This window comes from Lapidilactobacillus gannanensis, assembly GCF_003946675.1.
GTDB lineage: Bacteria > Bacillota > Bacilli > Lactobacillales > Lactobacillaceae > Lapidilactobacillus > Lapidilactobacillus gannanensis.
This window is the reverse complement of record NZ_RHOT01000013.1, coordinates 38067-55940: the sequence shown is the minus strand read 5'-3', so window position 1 is coordinate 55940 and position 17874 is coordinate 38067. Positions and strand designations below refer to the sequence as shown.

Here is a 17874-nt window from a genome sequence, read left to right as displayed (position 1 = left end):
TACTTGATCACAACAACCGAAGTTGTCATGAGCCCTGCACATTTTCGAAACTTTGTTCAGTTTTCAAAGATCTACCAAATTGCTGTTGTTGTAACAGCAACTCAATTAGTATAACATGTTTAGCAATCATAAGTCAACAACTAATTTCAATATTTTTCAACCGAGTTAGCAGCGAAAAACTTAATAACTGAAAAACACAACTTTTATAGTTTAGCAAATTTACTGCCTACTGACAAGCATTATTTTAAAAAAATTGGAAATTAATTTCCAATGACTATTACTAGCGGCTTTCCCACCACTTTAATAATTCCGTACATAGCTGATGTGCGGCCAAACTGCTCTCAGGTGAGACAGGATTATCAATGGTTGCTTCAGCTTTAACCGCTGCGACAAATGATCTAATCAACGGGGCAAATCCGCGCTGTTCCAATGTCGGTGTCCAATCCGGCAATCGCGTCATCGTCGTTCCCGCTGCCGTCGCAATTTGAAACTGGCTAAGATCGATCACTTCAGCAATACCAGCAGGGCTTTGTATCTGAGTGACTTCGCGATTTACACCAGCATTCATATTCATCCCCATGCTAATTGTTTGCTGTGCGGTCGCCAACGTTATGCTACAAGTAGCCAGCATGCCTTGAGTAGTTGTCGTTACTGTAAAGTATTTCTTTGCAGTTGTTAAGTCAACTGGTCCGGCCAAGTACAACGCCGTATCCACAACATGAATCAACAGGTCAAAAATAGCAAATGACACTGATTGTGCTGTGGCTAACCGATTCTTTTGAGCCGAAACAACGCTTGGACGTGGTGTTTCAGCCAAGCGCTGGTTCGGCGGTGCAAACCGGCGATTAAAACCACAAGTCAATAATAGATGTTGTTGCGCAGCCAATTGGTATAAAGCCTGAACTTCAGCCCAATCAGTGCTTACTGGTTTATCAACATAAACATGCACCCCAGCTGTCAAAAACTGACGAATCAACTGGCCATGTGTCGCAGTCGGCGTATGTAAGAACACCGCATCAGGCTTTTCCATTAACAAATCAGCAACGCTATTGGCCGTCTGTTGAAAGCCGTATTGCTTTTGCAGGCGCTGCAATTTCTCTGAATCACGTGTACACAAAATCCAGTCAACTTGCTCCTGCATTGCTGCCATCACTGGCAAATAAGCTTTTTGGGCAATATTACCTAACCCAACGACGCCAATTTTTAACATAATTTACTCCGTTTCTTCTATAAATAAATATTTGGATTTGGTGTTTATCGGCCAACATTAACTAATTGACCCATGATAGTTAAGCTCCCATAGATAAAATGTTAGAATGGGCGTAACTTGATTGTTGCTAATATCTCGCCACAATAAATTAAAGTTATATTAATGATTATACCAGAAAGGTCGCCAAAACTATGCCCATTCGCCATCGACAGGACATCCCCGAAAATATTGAAATTCGTGGGGCCCGCGCCAATAATTTAAAAAATCTTGATTTAGATATCCCCTTAAACGCTTTTGTGGCCGTCACCGGAGTTTCTGGATCTGGTAAATCCTCCTTAGCAATGGATACGATTTACGCTGAAGGTACCCGTAAGTATTTAGCGGCGTTATCAACTTACACCCGTCGCCGCATTACTCAGGCCAAGCGTGCTGATGTGCGACAGATTGCCAATTTACCAGCAACAATTGCCTTAAGACAGCGGCCATCCATGCCGAGCGTTCGCTCAACTGTAGGTACGATGACAGAAAGTCTCAATATTCTTCGTTTAATGTTTTCACGATTGGCCTCAGTCGTTTGCCCCAATGGTCATCGCCTAGCTCCCAGCTTAAAAATTGCCCAAGTCATGGATTTACCAACTGACGACACCGCCATGGGCCAATTGACCTGTCCTACCTGCGGCGTTAAGTTCACTGCTTTTAGTGCTGAAGACTTCGCTTTTAACGCCGAAGGGGCCTGTCCAACTTGTCAAGGAACAGGTTTTCTAAAACAAATTGAGCTTCAGAAGATCATTCCCGATAAAAGTCTCAGTATTGATGATGGTGCAATTCGCTCATGGCGTTTACCTGGTCGCACGTTACAGCCAGCCGTTGCTCGCGAGCTAGGTATTCGCACGAACGTCCCTTTTCAAGATTTATCAGCTCACGAACAAGATTTATTAATTCACGGTCCTGGCGTAAAAAAAGGCGTTGTTATCCCCACCTCAACCGGCAAGTCCTTTACCCTTAATGCGCTTTACGAAAATGCCATTGCTGCAGTTGAACATAGTTTGCAAAGCACCAAGAACGAAAACACCTTACAACGACTGAGCCGCTTTTATAGTACTCAGCCTTGTCCTACTTGCCATGGCAGTCGCTTTAATCCAAAACTATTTAGCAATCACCTACTTGGTAAAAACATCGCCGAAGTTTGCCAGCTAACAATTGCTGATCTACAGGTCTTCTGCCAGAAACTGATTCAACAAACCGGCCCCGAAATGGCAGCATTAACTAAAACGCTAACTCAAGAACTTTTGGACTTACTGGCGCCAATTACCGACCTCGGGCTCAACTATCTAACGCTAACTCGTGCTGGCAACAGTCTATCAACTGGTGAACGTCAACGAATTCAACTAGCACGGACCATTCGTAACCAAATGACTGGTATCTTATACGTTCTTGACGAGCCTAGTGTTGGCTTGCATCCCGCCAACGTGACTGGCCTGATTAAAATTTTCCAACAACTGATTCAGCTTGGTAATTCCTTACTAGTTGTGGATCACGATACCCGAATTATTGCTGCCGCTGATGAAATTATCGAGATTGGTCCACAATCTGGGGCTCAAGGTGGGCAATTGCTTGATCAAGGAACACCAGCAACAATTGAACAGGCGCCACAGTCAGTTATTCGACCATATCTAACGGGCACTGCCCAAATCATTCAACATCAACGACAACCAGCATTTACTAAAGGCAAGATTACCATTGATATTAGCCAACATTATAATCTTCAGCACTTCCACGGTGAATTCGGGTTACAACGTCTAAATCTAGTAACTGGTATGTCAGGATCTGGCAAAACCACTTTGGTATTCGATAGTCTAATTCCTGCGCTGGAAGCCCAAGCAGCTAACGAACCCCTACCAAGCTATGTGACTAGTATTAACGCCGCCGGTATTAAAGAAGTGATTACAGTTGACGCCACGCCAATCGGCAAAAACGTTCGTTCAACTGTTGCTACCTATACTAAAATTCTTGACCACATTCGCCATATTTTCGCCGAATTACCAGCAGCCAAGGCGCAACATTTGACGGCTAGTGATTTCTCTTATAATAACGCTAGTGGTGCTTGTCCTAACTGCGGCGGCACTGGCACAATTACTTTAGACATCCAATACTTACCTGATATGGCAGCAGTTTGTCCAGTTTGTCATGGACAACGCTACCGGCCAGAAATTCTCAAGTTAACTTGGCGCGGTAAAAATTTAGCTGAAATTCTTAACTTATCCGTCAGTGAAGCTCGCGACTTCTTCAAGGGAGAAACTAAAATTACCCGAATTTTAAAGAATCTAACTGAAATGGGACTGGGCTACCTTGAACTAGGCGAAAGCACACCGACATTATCCGGTGGTGAAGCGCAACGTCTTAAGCTGGTCACTCAAATCAAACGTAAGCAGACTGGACGGCTGTTCATTTTTGATGAGCCTAGTGTTGGTTTACATCCGAAAGACGTCGCCGTGTTACTACAAGTTTTCCAAAAATTACTTGACCAACAAGCGACAATTATCGTCATTGAACATGATCTTGATATTATTGCCAACGCGGATTACATCAATGACCTTGGGCCTGAAGGCGGACGGTTAGGCGGGCAATTGGTTGCTGCCGGCACACCACAAGAAATTTGCCAAGTACCAGCCAGTCGTACTGGCCAATATTTAAAAACGCATCTCACTCAATTTGGATTACCAACTAAATAACCTTCGTCAGCCTGTGACAAAAATCAGAATCGGTTGCCCTTTGAGAACAGCTTTCAGTGGTTAACGTTCATTTTTATTTTTAGTCAAGGGACATCGGTTTCAGTCACCGGGTCGACTGGAAAGACAGCCTAAATAGTGACATTAAAAATACCAGCTCAATTTTTGGCGCAACGTCAAAATTGAGCTGGTATTTGTATTTTATCCTGGCCGATATTGCTCGTCACATTGCCCTGACATAATTAATTTGAGAACGACTTCCAGTAATCTAGCCCCAAAAGCTGCGTAATCGCAAAAGCCATTTTACAACGAAGGTGAATACTGTTTTAAATCGGCCACAAGTTTAGAAAGTTTTTGTGCAATCTCCTGTGGTGAACTAGTAAAGTTATTACTGATCCAATCGACTAAGACACCACCACAACCATACCCGAAAAACTCGGTATAAAATTGCCGATCATAATCCGACAGCCGATGTTCTGGATCCAATTCCGTTAACATATCCTGCAAACGTCCCTGCACCACCCGCGAGAATGTCAGCAGTAATGTATTTTGGTCACTGGCCGTTGTATTTAAGTAAAAAGACTGATGGTCGGCAATGGAAGTTAACATTTTTTCAACTTGGGTTTGCCAATTGGTGAAAGTCACTTTACCGCTATCTAGGTAATGAAAACTAATGGTTTGGTAGATATAGGCCAGCAATTCATATTTATCATGGAAATGGTAATAGAAGCTTTGGCGATGCATGCCCACTTGGCGAGTAAGCATTGAGACAGTGATTTGACTAAAGTCATGCTTTTCGGTTAATTCCAATAACGCTTGGACAAATGCTCGTTTAGTAATTTCAGTGGTACTCATTACATTGCTCCTTGCCTAATCGTATTTTTGTTAAGAATAGCACCATCAGAACTTGAAAAGCAAGTTGGTCATCAAAAAAAGCACCCTTGATTTGACTTAGCCATCAAGGGTGCTTCGCATTAAATTTAATTTTATAAAACTTCAACTGAAGCTGATAAAATACCAGCTGAAGGAATTTGACTATTTGGCATTGCCACGTCTAATTGATAAGGATTAGCATAAGCAAATGAACCAGTATCATTAACAGTCCGATACAATACCTGACCATTAGACATCGAAATCTTTAGACGAGTTCCTTTAGGAAACATGCTTAAATTAGCAGCAACGCCACCATAACCTAAGCTTGAGCCTAAAACAGCCGGGTCATAGAAACTAATTTTGAAAGTACCTTTAGAGGTACCAGATGTTGAACTTGTAGCAACAGTTGTGGTACTAGCGGCGCTTTGTGCTTGAGCAGCAGCCTGTTGTTGAGCAGCGGCGGCAGCTTTGGCAGCGGCAGCTTGAGCGGCGGCTTTGGCAGCAGCGGCTTGTTCAGCAGCAGCTTTTTCGGCAGCGGCCTTTTCAGCGGCAGCCTTTTCAGCAGCGGCTTTTTCGGCAGCAGCTTTCTCAGCAGCTTGGCGGGCAATTTCATCTTGTTGTTTCTGATCAGCTAATTGTTCAGCTTTATTGGCAGTTTGTTGTGCCATCCGAGTTTGTGCAGCATCCTTAGCATCTAATTCACGAGCTACACGATTAGCGAAAGTAACTTGTTTAACGGCTTGCGTCGACGGATAGATATTTGCATCATCATTTGGCGCCGCAATAACGAGATTTAGATTAGGGAAGAAAATAGCTACTGCAATCGCAAATGTGAAAGCGATTCGAGTAATGTGCTTTTTTTTATGGGTAAAACTTGTCATAAATAGAAGACTCCTTTACGTTTTTCGAGCTATTCATGTTTCCATTTAACAAATACAGAGTATAACGGCCTAGTGTAACAACCAAATACCAACAAGATTACAAGTTAGCAGACTCCCTGCAACACTGTTAATTGATTGACACATTCGGGTACTTTTTGTAATCTCTCTGTAAAAAAGCGGCCTTTTTGGCGGTTTTGCAATAATTTTGGTTGTTTTGTAATATTTCGTAATATTCACGGGCTAATATGACAATGATAGTAAATACTTATGGTTACGGCATCGCACTGAAGCCAACTACAACTACAAGTTCAAAACCGCAATCCTAGTAATCTTTTGAAACAGAATTGGTTCTGACGCCATTGTGGGCTTGCTGGTCGTGGAACGCGGCCGACACTGATTGATGCCAATTACAAACCAAATTGTCATCAATACAGGTCTTATTCTAAGCGATAAATTGCTAAGAATAATTTGGCTGCTACTCGCAAGCTCGGGCACAAATTAAACCCATTGGCTGACAACCACGCCCTCCATTCCGTCTGGAGTTGAGGTGGTTTATTTAACTATTGTTAGTAGTTAAGGCAGCCATTGTGGAGTCCCTCAACTCTGTTAGACTGCAATCAAATTTAAATCGTAGCAACAACACAGTCTGATTGATAATCGATTTCCAATTCTGTAACAGACGGATTTGGTCAATTCCATAAAACTTGTCAATCAATTTACTAGTCCACGCAAATCTGTTTTTCTAAACAGTGATGCTCAGTTCTGTTGGTTTATCCTGGTGGTGGCTGGGCGATTGGCGTCAATGGTGAAATTATTCTTGCCGCTTCAGCGGTTAGAATAAGGCTTGTATCTGAGATTGTTCGCAGAAGGGGCTCAGATCAACGCCCACCATGTTCCACGCCCATTCAATCGCCCAGCCACCACCAACCCCAAATTGAGGAAGTCTTGGCACCATTTTAATCTAAGAGCGTCAAATCACCGTTTTCAACTAGAAAGTGGCCTAATCCAACACGTTCTGTAGAACCGTATTTCACGGCAATTTGGCAATTTCTTCCATGTAATGGTATATTTTTGTAAGTGTCAATGAAGGAGTCGAACCATGAGTTTATTAACTGTTACAGATTTAAACCACACATTTGTGGACAAAACTTTATACGATCATGCCAATTTCAAAGTCGAAAAAGGCGATCATTTAGGGATTGTTGGCCAAAATGGTGTTGGTAAAAGTACCTTGATCAAAATTTTAACTGGCGATATTTTGCCAGATTCCGGTAAAATCACTTGGCAGAAAGGCTTGCAGATTGGTTATTTAGATCAGTATGCCCACATGACCAAAGGATTGACGATTCGCGAATTCTTACGAACTGCTTTTGAGCAAATGTTTGCCCTTGAACAGAAAATGAATCAAATTTACGAGAACTACAGTCAAACTTTAGACGATGATGATTTAGCAAAAGCCGGCCAAATCCAAACCCGTTTGGAAGAAGCCGGTTTTTATGACGTGGAAACTCGCATTGAAACCGTCGCTACTGGGCTAGGTATTACTGACATGGGCCTAGAAACCGACGTCACTGAATTAAGTGGCGGTCAGCGGTCACGAATCATTTTAGCGAAGCTTTTATTACAGCAGCCTGATATTATGTTGTTAGATGAACCAACCAACTATTTAGACACGAAACACATCGATTGGTTGACTGACTTTTTGCAGAATTTCAGCGGTGCTTATTTGGTTATCTCCCATGATTACCAATTCCTTGAAAAAATCACCAACTGCATTCTCGATATAGAGTTTGGCCAAATTACGCGCTACACTGGCGACTTGCAATCAGCTTTCAAACAAAAAGAAGCCAATGCCCTGGCCTATCGCCGTGCTTATACGAAACAGCAGGAACAAATTGCGAAATCAGAAGCTTACATTCGCAAGTTCAAAGCTGGTTCGCGTTCCAAATCAGCACGTTCGCGTGAGAAACAACTCTCGCACATGGACGTTTTAAAAACACCAGACCGTTTAGCACAGCCTGTCATCAACTTTGCTTATGAACCAACTGCTAGTCGGATTTTGATCACCACAACTGACTTAGTGATTGGTTACGATCAACCGTTAAATAAAAAGCTGTTGGAATTCTCGGTTGCTAACGAACAAAAAATCGTGATTGCTGGTTACAATGGTGTCGGTAAATCAACACTTTTGAAAACATTATTAGGCGAATTACCAAGTCTTAGTGGTGAAATTGAAAAAGCACCGACTTTGAAAATTGCCTATTACAGTCAGAGTTTACAATGGCCGCATAAATTGGCCACACCATTACAATACTTGCAAGATCTCTATCCGTTAGAGAAGCCCAAAATTTTACGTCAGGCACTAGCCCGAACGGGATTAACCGCTCAGCAAGCAATGTCGCCAATTAACGAACTATCTGGTGGCGAGCAGTCGAAAATTAAGCTGGCGCAATTGATGTTGACGCCAGCCAATCTACTGATTTTAGATGAACCTACTAATCACTTGGACGATGCCACTAAAGCCGCGTTGCGTTTAGGTATTCAAAAGTTTCCTGGTGCAGCACTATTAGTTACCCATGAAATGGACTTCTACGATGATAGCTGGATTGATAAGGTAATCAATATCGAGGATTATCAGAAATAAATTCTGAAAAAGGACTACTGCGCACTAAAACCTGGTGAAGTTTTTGAAACAGAATTGGGTCTGACTCCATTTCGCCCAAAATCAACTTTAGATTTAACTTGCTAAGTACATCCATAAAATTGCCCAGCAACCACCTTTTTAAATTGAGGAAGACTTGGCACTATTCTGCCCAAAAACAATTAAGTCAGCTTTAGCACCCTTTCCTAGACTCATTAACCCTGCCAAGCCATGGTGTCACTATTCTGATCAAAAATTGTAAAAGTTTGGTCTACTGTCGGATTATCGAAAATAAAACCTTGATTGGCATTCAATTTATTCTGTCGAACTTCTTCATTATCCAACGTCACTGTATCAAGACCTTGGGCTTGATGGATTTTATCAGAAACACGTTGCAATTCGCTGGTTGGCGCAATCTGATAAGAAGCACCGCCAATGGTGGCATTAACACCTTGAATGAAGTCGCTCTTAACATCTTGACCAGCACTACGATAGTTCAGGAATATCTGTACCATATCATCAAAAGTTAAATTAGTGGTCATATTTTTGGTAACGGCTTTTAAGACTTCCTGAAAGTGAGCCAAGGTACCAGTAGAAACTGCGGATTTAATAACTGCTGTAATAATCTGACGCTGACGCTTTTGTCGTCCATAATCATTCTCTGGATCATCATAGCGCATCCGTGAATAATCAAGCGCTTGTTTGCCATTCAAATGCATGGCACCTTTAGTGAAACTAGAACCATTCCAACTGAAGGCAAACGGCACATCAACATCAACCCCACCAACGGCATCAACCACTTTCTGTAAGCCACCCATATTGATAGTCATATAGTAATCAATTGACGTTCCTAACAACTTATTGACCGTCTGTAATGACATTTTCGAACCGCCATACATATAAGCGGCATTAATTTTAGCGACTGTAAAATCTTTAGTCCCAATAATTTCAGCCATCGTATCTCGTGGCACACTGGTCAGTAATACTTGCTTGGTATTAGGATTTACCGTAGCCACAATCATCGTGTCGGAATTACCTTGATCATGACGGCCTTCTGCACCAGTATCAGTTCCCAGTAGCAATAAAGAGAATGGCTTTTTTTGCTTGAAAATGGCCGCTGCTGCTTGGCTTTCACCAATAGACTGGTGGGTACCTTCAATGGCATTGCGTGTCTGACCATAAAGTCGTAATACGTAGGCCCCAATCGCAAAAACGACTAAAACCGCAATCAAAATGACCAGACGGCCCCAATGGCGACCAGCAGACGTCTTCTTATTCATAGCTATTAACTCGTTACGTTGCAATTTTCTTTGTGGTTGCTTCATGTGCCCGTAACCCCCTTGTGATTACTATTAGATTAATACAAGCAACGGCTGATTGTCCATTTTTTACTTTATTTTTAGAGACTTTTAATGAAGTTTACCGAAAATAAATATTTTTTCTAATTAAAGTCGCTGAAAATAAATAATATTTGTAATACACTGAGATTAAGTAATTTCCCGTTTAAGCGGGAGCAATTAAACTCACCACAGACTAATCTATTAAAAAAGGAGTCATTATCATGACCAATGTCCAGCAATTACCAGAACGTGATCAAGTTCCCGAAGATTTAACTTGGGATCTTGCTTTAATTTATCCAGACGATCAAGCTTGGGAAACTGATTTCCAACAAGTTAAGCAGCAAGCCCAAGTAACCGCAGACTTTCAAGGAAAGCTTAGCCAGTCAGCCACTGAACTTTATCAAGGCATTGTTGCCTTACACAATACCTATCGTCATTTAGAAAAAGTCTACGTTTACGCTAGCATGAAAAGCGATCAAGATACTAATAACCAAACTTATTTAGGCTTGGTGGCTCGTGCTAGTTCATTGGCTACTGAAGTTGCTACTAGTTTAGCCTTCGTTGAACCAGAAATCATTGCTTTAAGCGACGATAAATTAGCTGAATTTGTTCAAGCAGAACCGAAATTAAATGAATACCAACATTATTTGGACGACTTGCGCGAACAAAAAGGACACGTACTAGATACCGCTTCCGAAAAATTAGTAACCGCCGCAACTGAAGTTTTTGGCGCTTCCCGAGATACGTTTAATGTTTTAAATAATTCTGATTTAGAATTTCCTTTCGTTGTCAATGAAGACGGTGACCCGGTACAACTTTCTAATGGCGTGTATGGTGCCTTGATTGAATCCACCAATCGTGACGTCCGCAAAGGCGCTTTCGAGGGATTATATAGCATTTATGATCAATTCCAAAACACCTTGGCCCAAACGCTGACTGGTGAAATCAAGAGCCACAATTATTTGGCCAAAGTCCACCATTATCCTAATGCTCGTGCAGCGGCAATGGCGGCCAATCATATTCCAGAAAAGGTCTACGATAATCTGGTGACACAAGTCAATCAACATCTTGATTTATTGCATCGCTACGTCGCGTTGCGCAAGAAATTACTCGGTGTTGATGAACTGCATATGTATGACATGTACGTCCCACTAACTGGTGAACCAAGCTTAACTTATGACTTCACCGCGGCGAAAAAAGAAGCTAAACAAGCACTCGCTATTTTAGGTGACGATTACCTGAGCCACGTTGATGAAATCTTCAATAATCGTTACATTGATGTTGTCGAAAGCAAAGGCAAACGTAGTGGTGCTTATTCTGGCGGTGCCTATGACACTGCGCCTTATGAATTACTGAACTGGCAAGATAATATCAGCAATTTGTATACCTTAGTTCATGAAACAGGTCATAGTGTCCACAGTTGGTACACCCGTCATAATCAACCGTATCAATATGGTGACTATCCAATTTTCTTAGCCGAAATTGCTTCCACAACTAATGAAAACTTATTAACCGAATATCTCTTAAAGACGCAAACCGATCCAACAGTACGGGCTTATTTGCTTAACTATTATTTAGATGGCTTTAAAGGGACTGTTTATCGTCAGACTCAGTTCGCTGAATTCGAACATTTCTTGCATACTGCCGATGACCAAGGAATACCTTTGACTGCAGACACGTTATCTCAACAATATGGTGAGATCAATGCGCGTTACTATGGTGAGGCCGTGATTTCTGACCCTGAAATCAGTCTTGAATGGGCGCGAATTCCGCATTTCTACATGAATTATTATGTTTATCAGTATGCCACTGGCTTTGCGGCTGCTTCAACTTTGGCTAATGGGATTACTCAAGGTCACCCACAAGCAGTTGAGCACTACCTGAACTATTTGAAGTCAGGCAATTCTCAAGATCCAATTGTAACCATGCAACAAGCCGGCGTCGACATGACGCAACCAACTTATTTGACGGATGCTTTCGCTGTCTTTGCCAAGCGCTTGGATGAATTAGAGAATTTATTGAAAAGTAATTAGTTGCGACACTCGGCCTGATTTAAAGCTACTAAAACTTGATGTTTGTGTAAAAACAGAATTGGTTGTGACTGCATTGCGGGCTGCTTGTCGTGGAACGCGGCCGACGTCGATTTGAGCTTATTGCTTCGCAACAATCTCAAATACGAGTCTTATTCTAAACGATAAATCGTTAAGAATAATTTGGCAGCTGACGACAAGATCCCTCCATTCCGTCTGGAGTTAATTTTGAGCAATTCATCTTTGCCAAATATTAAGTCAAAGGTAGTGGGGATTAATCAACTTCATTCGAATTATGATGACAACTAAATATGCATAGATAAGAAGCCTACTTGGCAGTTTCTGATTTTCATTCAGAAATTTGCCAAGTAGGCTTTATTAATTACCGCAAGTTGTTTTAAAAAAAGTGGTATTCAGTTCTGTTGGATTACGCAGATGATAGCTGGCAATAGTTCATTTGAGCATCTCAATTTTTTATCAGCAATCATGTTCCATCTCTTTAATTTTGGCTAACATATTGTCTGTCCCAGGCTTACTGATGCCTAAACTCTCCTGATAATAATCAGTTGGTCTAGTAATTACTTTAACTACTAAATCTGCGATGCTAGCTCGTGATATCATCGTTCCTTTAAAAATCTCGCCTTTATGAGTCAATTCATAATCCACTTCATTATCATTTGTCATATAGGCAGCGCGAATGATGGTATAACTTAAATCGCTTGATTCAATAATTCTGGCGGCCCGGCGAGTATCCTCTTTTGATTCATGGCCAACATAATTCTCAACCCAGCTACCAAATGGATCAGGCGTTTCATGATAAAGTCCGGAACCTGTTATCCAAATCAAATTCTCAACATTATTCTTGCGCATCATTTTGGTGATGTGTCTTGCGTGGTTTTCCATGTTCCCGTTTAAATTGGCGTAAACAATATCTATATCTGACATCACTGCATCCAATAAATTACAGTCATCAATATCACCGTCAATTAAGCTAATATTATCGGCACTTTTGAGCTTTGCTAGTCGTCCAGCATTTCTCAAAACCAATGTTAATCGGTAATCCGGCTTATTTAATAACTTTCTTTCAACAATTCGGGCAATTTTACCATTGGCTCCCAAAATCAATACTTTCTTCATATTTACTCCTGACTAATGAATTGTGTAACCACCGTCAACCGAAATTCCTTGCCCAATGATGTAACTAGCAGCATCACTGCATAAGAACAAGACTACTTGCGCAACTTCTTCTGGACGGGCTAATCTACCAATTGGAACTTCTTTAGTAAGGTCATCCATTTCAGACTTCTCAATTTGATCCATTCTCGCTACCATTGGCGTTTCAATGATTCCTGGACAAACTGCGTTGATACGAATGCCAACTTTGGCATATTCCAAGGCACTACTTTTAGTTAATCCTAGAACGCCATGTTTGGATGCGTGATAAGCACTGCGTCCAGCAATTCCGACTAACCCGCCCATAGATGAGCAATTGACGATAGCACCTTTTGATTCTTGCTTACTCATTTGTTTTAACTCATATTTCATTGAAAGAAAAACGCCCTTCAAGTTAATATTCAAGACATTATCATATTCTTCCAGAGATAGGTCCTCGGTTTTAGTGACTGGACTTTGAATACCAGCATTATTATAAGCAAAGTCTAGGTGGCCAAACCTCTTAACTGTGAAATCAACCATCGCTTTAGTATCTGCTTCTTTGGAAACATCGGCTTCAAAGGAAACTGCTTGGTACCCTTGTTTAACTAAATTTTCAGCCTCTTTTTTTGGCTCGTGCCTTCCGACTAGAACGACGGCCGCACCAGCTTTAGCAAACAAGGTAGCGGCACTCAATCCAATCCCAGTTCTAGCACCTGTTACGATTACTACTTTTCCAGCAAAGTTATTCATATTATTTACCTTCTGTATTTTCTAATTTAAATTCAATCATTGAATCACCAACAGATTTGAAGAAACTAACATCGCCTGTAATATGCCCAATAATCTGTAACTGGTCGATTATTTCACCTGTTTGTTTATAAAAAATCACTAAACTGTGACGCGGTTTCCAATAACCAATATCACCGATTGCATAACCACTTGTTTTGGCCTTTTTAGCTGACAAAACATCAGAAAAGCGATAAGTCATCTCACGAGAATATAAATTCATCATCTTCACTGATAAGGGCATCTGTTTCATTAGTTCACTAGCAGTATCACTATCGTTAAAGTCTGCCGCTAATTCTTGTCCCTGTATGCTTATTTTTATTTTAGTCATTGACGCGATTCTCCTTTGAAAGCTGACTGTAAACTTCATCCGAAACTGACTCTTTCCAAACTGGCGTGCCAGCTGTGATAGCAATGTGGCTGAACCAACTATTCTTAGTAGCACCATGCCAGTGTTTAATACCATCATGGGTTACAACTACATCACCAGGATGCAATAAACGAGCTTTTTCTCCTTCTTCTTGATACCAGCCCTCACCACCAGTTACTAAAAGGATCTGATAACCGTTGTGGTGGATGTGCCAATTATTACGTGATCCTGGTTGAAAAGTGACATTGCTGACCGTGACATTCACCTTAGGATCTTTAACTAGTGAATTATGATAAGTTAGTCCGGTAAAATATTTTTGAAACTTTAAATTTTCAGCACCAATAGAAAACAAACCGTGCTTGACTTCTTTTTCACTTGTATTCAAAATACAACCTCCATTAATCTCTTGCTGTTAATTCGATTTCTGTTTGATCAATGATTTTATTTTGTAATGCTTTACGAAACTCGTTGTAGAAGAAGCCATTCTTTAATTCTGTGACTTCATTCAACGCATAGACCTGTCAAGGTATAGTGATGTGGCTTGTCTGGAGGCGTTGGTCCAGCGTAATGACTTGTGATGTAGTCATCAGCTACATCGTAAAAGCGCGAACTCCAAGTATTTTTACCCTGTGGTCCCTGAAAATGGCGACTAAAATCTTCTGGAATAACATCAACTACTGGAATATTAGCAGCCAACCAATGAATAAAGGGAAAACCAGTTCGTGGAACGGCATCATAATCAATCATTGAAATCGCAAAATACTTTGTCTCCTTCGGTATCTCAGATAACACAATTGGAAAAGAAATAACTGGCTGATTACTTCGTTTAGTGCTTGAATATTTAGTATATTTATCTGGTAAAAAATCTTGCTTCAAATTGACCTTAACGTGCATGTAAACAACTCCTCTTTAATAAAATGAAGGTTTATCCCATTCAGTATTTGGTTCGACCACACCAATACTTTGAGTCGTATACATCTTAGGATTTTTAACTATCGTCGTAATTAACTTGGCAACTGCTTGCCGTGTAACTTGGGTGCCTTTCATTGGTTGCCCCTGAGGAACTACCTCATATTGATAGTTATTATCTTGGTTATATAACCAGCTCATTCTCAAAAAGGTATATTGCAAACCGCTTGCATCAATAATTGCTGCTGCCCGTTTGATTGACGTGTAGTCACCCATCATTCGAGCATTCCATTGACCAAACTTTCCAGCAACTTCGTCGTAAATACCTAATCCACCAGCAACGATTAAACGTTCTACGTGATTGTTCTTCATAGCAGTAACCACATTTTTATTGGCATCGATAAAGTGGCCTGTGGCAAGATAGACAATATCTTGTCCTTTAATGGCAGAATTTAAATCTTTTAAATTATTCCAATCGCCTTCCACAACCGAAATACGGAAATCATTCTGATATTCGGACAATCTTCGTTGAGCCCGTCTAGCAAAAAGTGTGATTTGTGCATCGGTTTCACGCGATAACATTGGAATCAAATACCGAGAAATATTACTGGTTGCTCCTAATAAAATAACTTTTTGCATCATATACTCCTAACCTTGCTTCGTTGGGTAAACAGTGAATTCATTGATATTGACATCTTCTGGCTGATCGATAGCAAAATTGACAACACGTGCAATTGCATCAGGTGTAATCCCAACTGATTGATACAGTTTGTCCATGCCTTGTTTCGAATTTTTATCCGTGATATGTTGCAACAATTCAGTATTGATAGCAGCCGGATAAATAGTTGCCGTTCTAATATTCGTTTGTTCCTGAGCACTTTCCATCCGGATTACTTCCATTAAGTTTCTAACCGCAAATTTTGTGGCACCATAAACACCTGAGCCAATAAAACTCTTCAAACCAGCAACAGATGAAGTTGTAATAATTTGGCCATGTTTTTGGCTAGTAAAATCAGGCATAACAGCAGCCACACCATTCAAGACACCTTTAAGGTTAACGTCAATCATGGCATTCCACTCATTTGTTTTCAAAGCACTGATTGGTGAAGTAGGCATGATACCAGCATTGTTATAAATGACATCAATCGCACCAAACTTTTCTTTGGCTAAAGCAACTAAAGCCTTTAAATCTTCAGGATCTGTTACATCAGTTACGCGATAAGCGACCTTACCTCCATTTTCAATAATATTTTGACTAATTTCTTGTAAACGTGCTTCACGTCTTGCTCCTAAGACAACAGCGGCACCATTTTTGGCTAATAATTTTGCAGTGGCCTCTCCAATTCCTGATGATGCTCCAGTAATGACAACTACTTTGTTTTCTACTGACATATTAATGTCCTCCTATTTTTTCTTGTTTAAAATATGGTGATAATTAACAACATTCATTTGACGATAATTGTTTTTGTTGAAGATAATTTTTTCACCGTAAGGGGCTAATTTGATTGTCCGTTTACCAACTATCTTCCAAGTTCCGGAATAAATATTTTTAACGCCATGTTGGTTTTCTCGCCATTGATGATTCTTCATAAAAATGATTCGTTGCTGAATGTCTTGGTTATGATGATTGACCCACACACCAACGACATCTTTCGTAGTAATCTGTTGAACTGGTAATTTTTGACTACCCCGCATGATTGTTGCCTGATCATTGAGGCTGTATCGATAACTAATAAATAATAAAATTCCCACGAACAATATTGTTTTAATTAAACGATCGACCTTTTTGTTCATTCCCATTTCCTTTCGCTATAACTTTATCTCGATTACAAATACTAGTATAACTGGATTATTACTTATTTGAAGAATCGAAAAGTTGATGTAGTATTAACTAAAGGTTTATACTAACGACAGTTAGGAGGACAAATCATGGACATAACACAATTACAGACCTTTATTAGAGTCAGTGAATATGGCAGTTTTACCAAAGCCGGTGAGCAGAGTTTCATTTCGGGAACAGCAATCATGAAACAAATCAACCGTTTAGAGAGCGAACTAAACTTACAGCTCTTCGTTCGGACTGCTACGGGTACAAAACTCACTATTGAGGGAGAGACTTTCCTACCTTATGCTAAACAGATTTTAAACATGTTGGACACGGCCATCGAAGAAACCAGAAAATCGGCCATAAACCGTCAAAATATCATCACAGTTGGTACCTCGATTTTGCATCCCGCTGACCCTTTGATGGAAATTTGGAAAAAAATAACTACACAAATGTCAGATTTTCAAATCCGCATTGTGCAGTTACAAGAAGACTTACAGTCACAAAACCGTGAATATGCTATGTTGGGGAAAACTTGCGATTTAATAGTTGGAACCTTTGATAATACGACACTAAAACAATCCTTTAAGGCCTTAAAGCTAGGACAGTATGACTTTAGTATCGCTGTTAGGAGTGACAATCCTTTAGCCAAATTAAGTGAAATCTCTTTTGCTGATTTAAACAATCAAGCTTTGTTAAGTGTTCCCTTGGGAATTAGTGATACTAATGACCAGTTACGGAGAGTAATCACTAAAAACTATCCTAAAATACAAATCGTCGAAACTACCGGTCGTTATGATATGGACACCTTTAACCGTGCCGTCGCAGAAAATATCCCGTTAATTACTGTTACCCCTTGGAAAAGAATCCATCCCAATCTGGTTTCAATTCCCTTGAAAACTAATATTCATGTTCCTTATGGCATCTTAACCACTAAATTACCCGGTAGTAATGTCGATAATTTTATGTTGCAACTCAACAAGATTTTGAACAAATAAAAAAGTTGGAATTATTTCTCTTGATCTAGCTCGGAGAAATTAATTTCAACTTTTTTAAATTGCGAAGCTTTTATACGGACCTTATTATCTACTATAATTACTTCTCTACTCAGTGACAGCAAAATGC

Annotated in this window: 16 protein-coding genes; 4 read left to right on the top strand and 12 right to left on the bottom strand. The window is 40.4% G+C overall.

What is annotated here, in order from left to right; translation table 11 throughout:
- Positions 1-280: 280 nt before the first annotated feature.
- Positions 281-1210: a Gfo/Idh/MocA family protein gene (locus EKM81_RS05190; protein ID WP_125649388.1), complete on the bottom strand. Its 930-nt coding sequence runs from the start codon at positions 1208-1210 to the stop codon at positions 281-283.
- Between the two features lie 191 nt (positions 1211-1401).
- Between EKM81_RS05190 and EKM81_RS05185 the strand changes: the two genes are divergently transcribed.
- The gene (locus EKM81_RS05185; RefSeq protein WP_125649385.1) at positions 1402-3942 is read left to right on the top strand and encodes an excinuclease ABC subunit UvrA; all 2541 of its coding nucleotides are present in this window, start codon (positions 1402-1404) and stop codon (positions 3940-3942) included.
- 300 nt (positions 3943-4242) lie between these two features.
- Here the strand turns inward: EKM81_RS05185 and EKM81_RS05180 are convergent, their stop codons facing one another.
- Positions 4243-4794 carry a TetR/AcrR family transcriptional regulator gene (locus tag EKM81_RS05180; protein ID WP_125649383.1) on the bottom strand — a complete coding sequence of 184 codons (552 nt, stop codon included), beginning with the start codon at positions 4792-4794 and terminating at the stop codon, positions 4243-4245.
- 131 nt (positions 4795-4925) lie between these two features.
- A complete protein-coding gene (locus EKM81_RS11330; protein WP_225420183.1) occupies positions 4926-5693 on the bottom strand; it encodes an RlpA-like double-psi beta-barrel domain-containing protein in 768 nt (255 codons plus the stop codon).
- A 1099-nt stretch (positions 5694-6792) separates the two neighbouring features.
- Between EKM81_RS11330 and EKM81_RS05170 the strand changes: the two genes are divergently transcribed.
- A complete protein-coding gene (locus EKM81_RS05170) occupies positions 6793-8337 on the top strand; it encodes an ABC-F family ATP-binding cassette domain-containing protein (RefSeq protein ID WP_125649380.1) in 1545 nt (514 codons plus the stop codon).
- A 212-nt stretch (positions 8338-8549) separates the two neighbouring features.
- On the opposite strand, the gene EKM81_RS05165 is transcribed toward EKM81_RS05170, so the two are convergent.
- Complete coding sequence (locus EKM81_RS05165) at positions 8550-9614, bottom strand: LCP family glycopolymer transferase (RefSeq protein WP_125649391.1); 1065 nt, start codon at positions 9612-9614, stop codon at positions 8550-8552.
- Positions 9615-9895: 281 nt separating this feature from the next.
- Here EKM81_RS05165 and pepF point away from each other — a divergent pair, with 281 nt between their 5' ends.
- On the top strand, positions 9896-11707 hold the full coding sequence (pepF, locus tag EKM81_RS05160) for an oligoendopeptidase F (protein WP_125649377.1): 1812 nt from the start codon (positions 9896-9898) through the stop codon (positions 11705-11707).
- Positions 11708-12181: 474 nt separating this feature from the next.
- Here the strand turns inward: pepF and EKM81_RS05155 are convergent, their stop codons facing one another.
- The 8 genes from EKM81_RS05155 to EKM81_RS05120 form a co-directional block, all read right to left on the bottom strand.
- Complete coding sequence (locus EKM81_RS05155) at positions 12182-12841, bottom strand: NAD(P)H-binding protein (RefSeq protein ID WP_125649374.1); 660 nt, start codon at positions 12839-12841, stop codon at positions 12182-12184.
- 12 nt (positions 12842-12853) lie between these two features.
- Positions 12854-13609 carry an SDR family NAD(P)-dependent oxidoreductase gene (locus EKM81_RS05150; protein ID WP_125649371.1) on the bottom strand — a complete coding sequence of 252 codons (756 nt, stop codon included), beginning with the start codon at positions 13607-13609 and terminating at the stop codon, positions 12854-12856.
- Between the two features lies 1 nt (position 13610).
- On the bottom strand, positions 13611-13976 hold the full coding sequence (locus EKM81_RS05145) for a cyclophilin-like fold protein (RefSeq protein ID WP_125649368.1): 366 nt from the start codon (positions 13974-13976) through the stop codon (positions 13611-13613).
- Positions 13969-14400 (bottom strand): cupin domain-containing protein, encoded by a 432-nt coding sequence (locus EKM81_RS05140; RefSeq protein WP_125649365.1) that lies wholly within the window; start codon positions 14398-14400, stop codon positions 13969-13971. Before EKM81_RS05140 ends, EKM81_RS05145 begins: the two co-directional genes overlap by 8 nt.
- 116 nt (positions 14401-14516) lie before the next feature.
- The gene (locus EKM81_RS05135) at positions 14517-14909 is read right to left on the bottom strand and encodes a YbhB/YbcL family Raf kinase inhibitor-like protein (protein WP_225420181.1); all 393 of its coding nucleotides are present in this window, start codon (positions 14907-14909) and stop codon (positions 14517-14519) included.
- A gap of 15 nt (positions 14910-14924) precedes the next feature.
- Positions 14925-15563 carry an NAD(P)H-binding protein gene (locus EKM81_RS05130; protein ID WP_125649363.1) on the bottom strand — a complete coding sequence of 213 codons (639 nt, stop codon included), beginning with the start codon at positions 15561-15563 and terminating at the stop codon, positions 14925-14927.
- A 9-nt stretch (positions 15564-15572) separates the two neighbouring features.
- Entirely contained in the window at positions 15573-16316 is a 744-nt protein-coding gene (locus EKM81_RS05125; protein WP_125649360.1) for an SDR family oxidoreductase, read from the bottom strand.
- A gap of 12 nt (positions 16317-16328) precedes the next feature.
- Positions 16329-16724, bottom strand: coding sequence for a hypothetical protein (locus tag EKM81_RS05120; protein ID WP_164509214.1), 396 nt, complete (start codon positions 16722-16724; stop codon positions 16329-16331).
- A gap of 129 nt (positions 16725-16853) precedes the next feature.
- On the opposite strand from EKM81_RS05120, the gene EKM81_RS05115 reads away from it, so the two are divergent.
- On the top strand, positions 16854-17747 hold the full coding sequence (locus EKM81_RS05115) for a LysR family transcriptional regulator (protein WP_125649354.1): 894 nt from the start codon (positions 16854-16856) through the stop codon (positions 17745-17747).
- Positions 17748-17874: the final 127 nt, after the last annotated feature.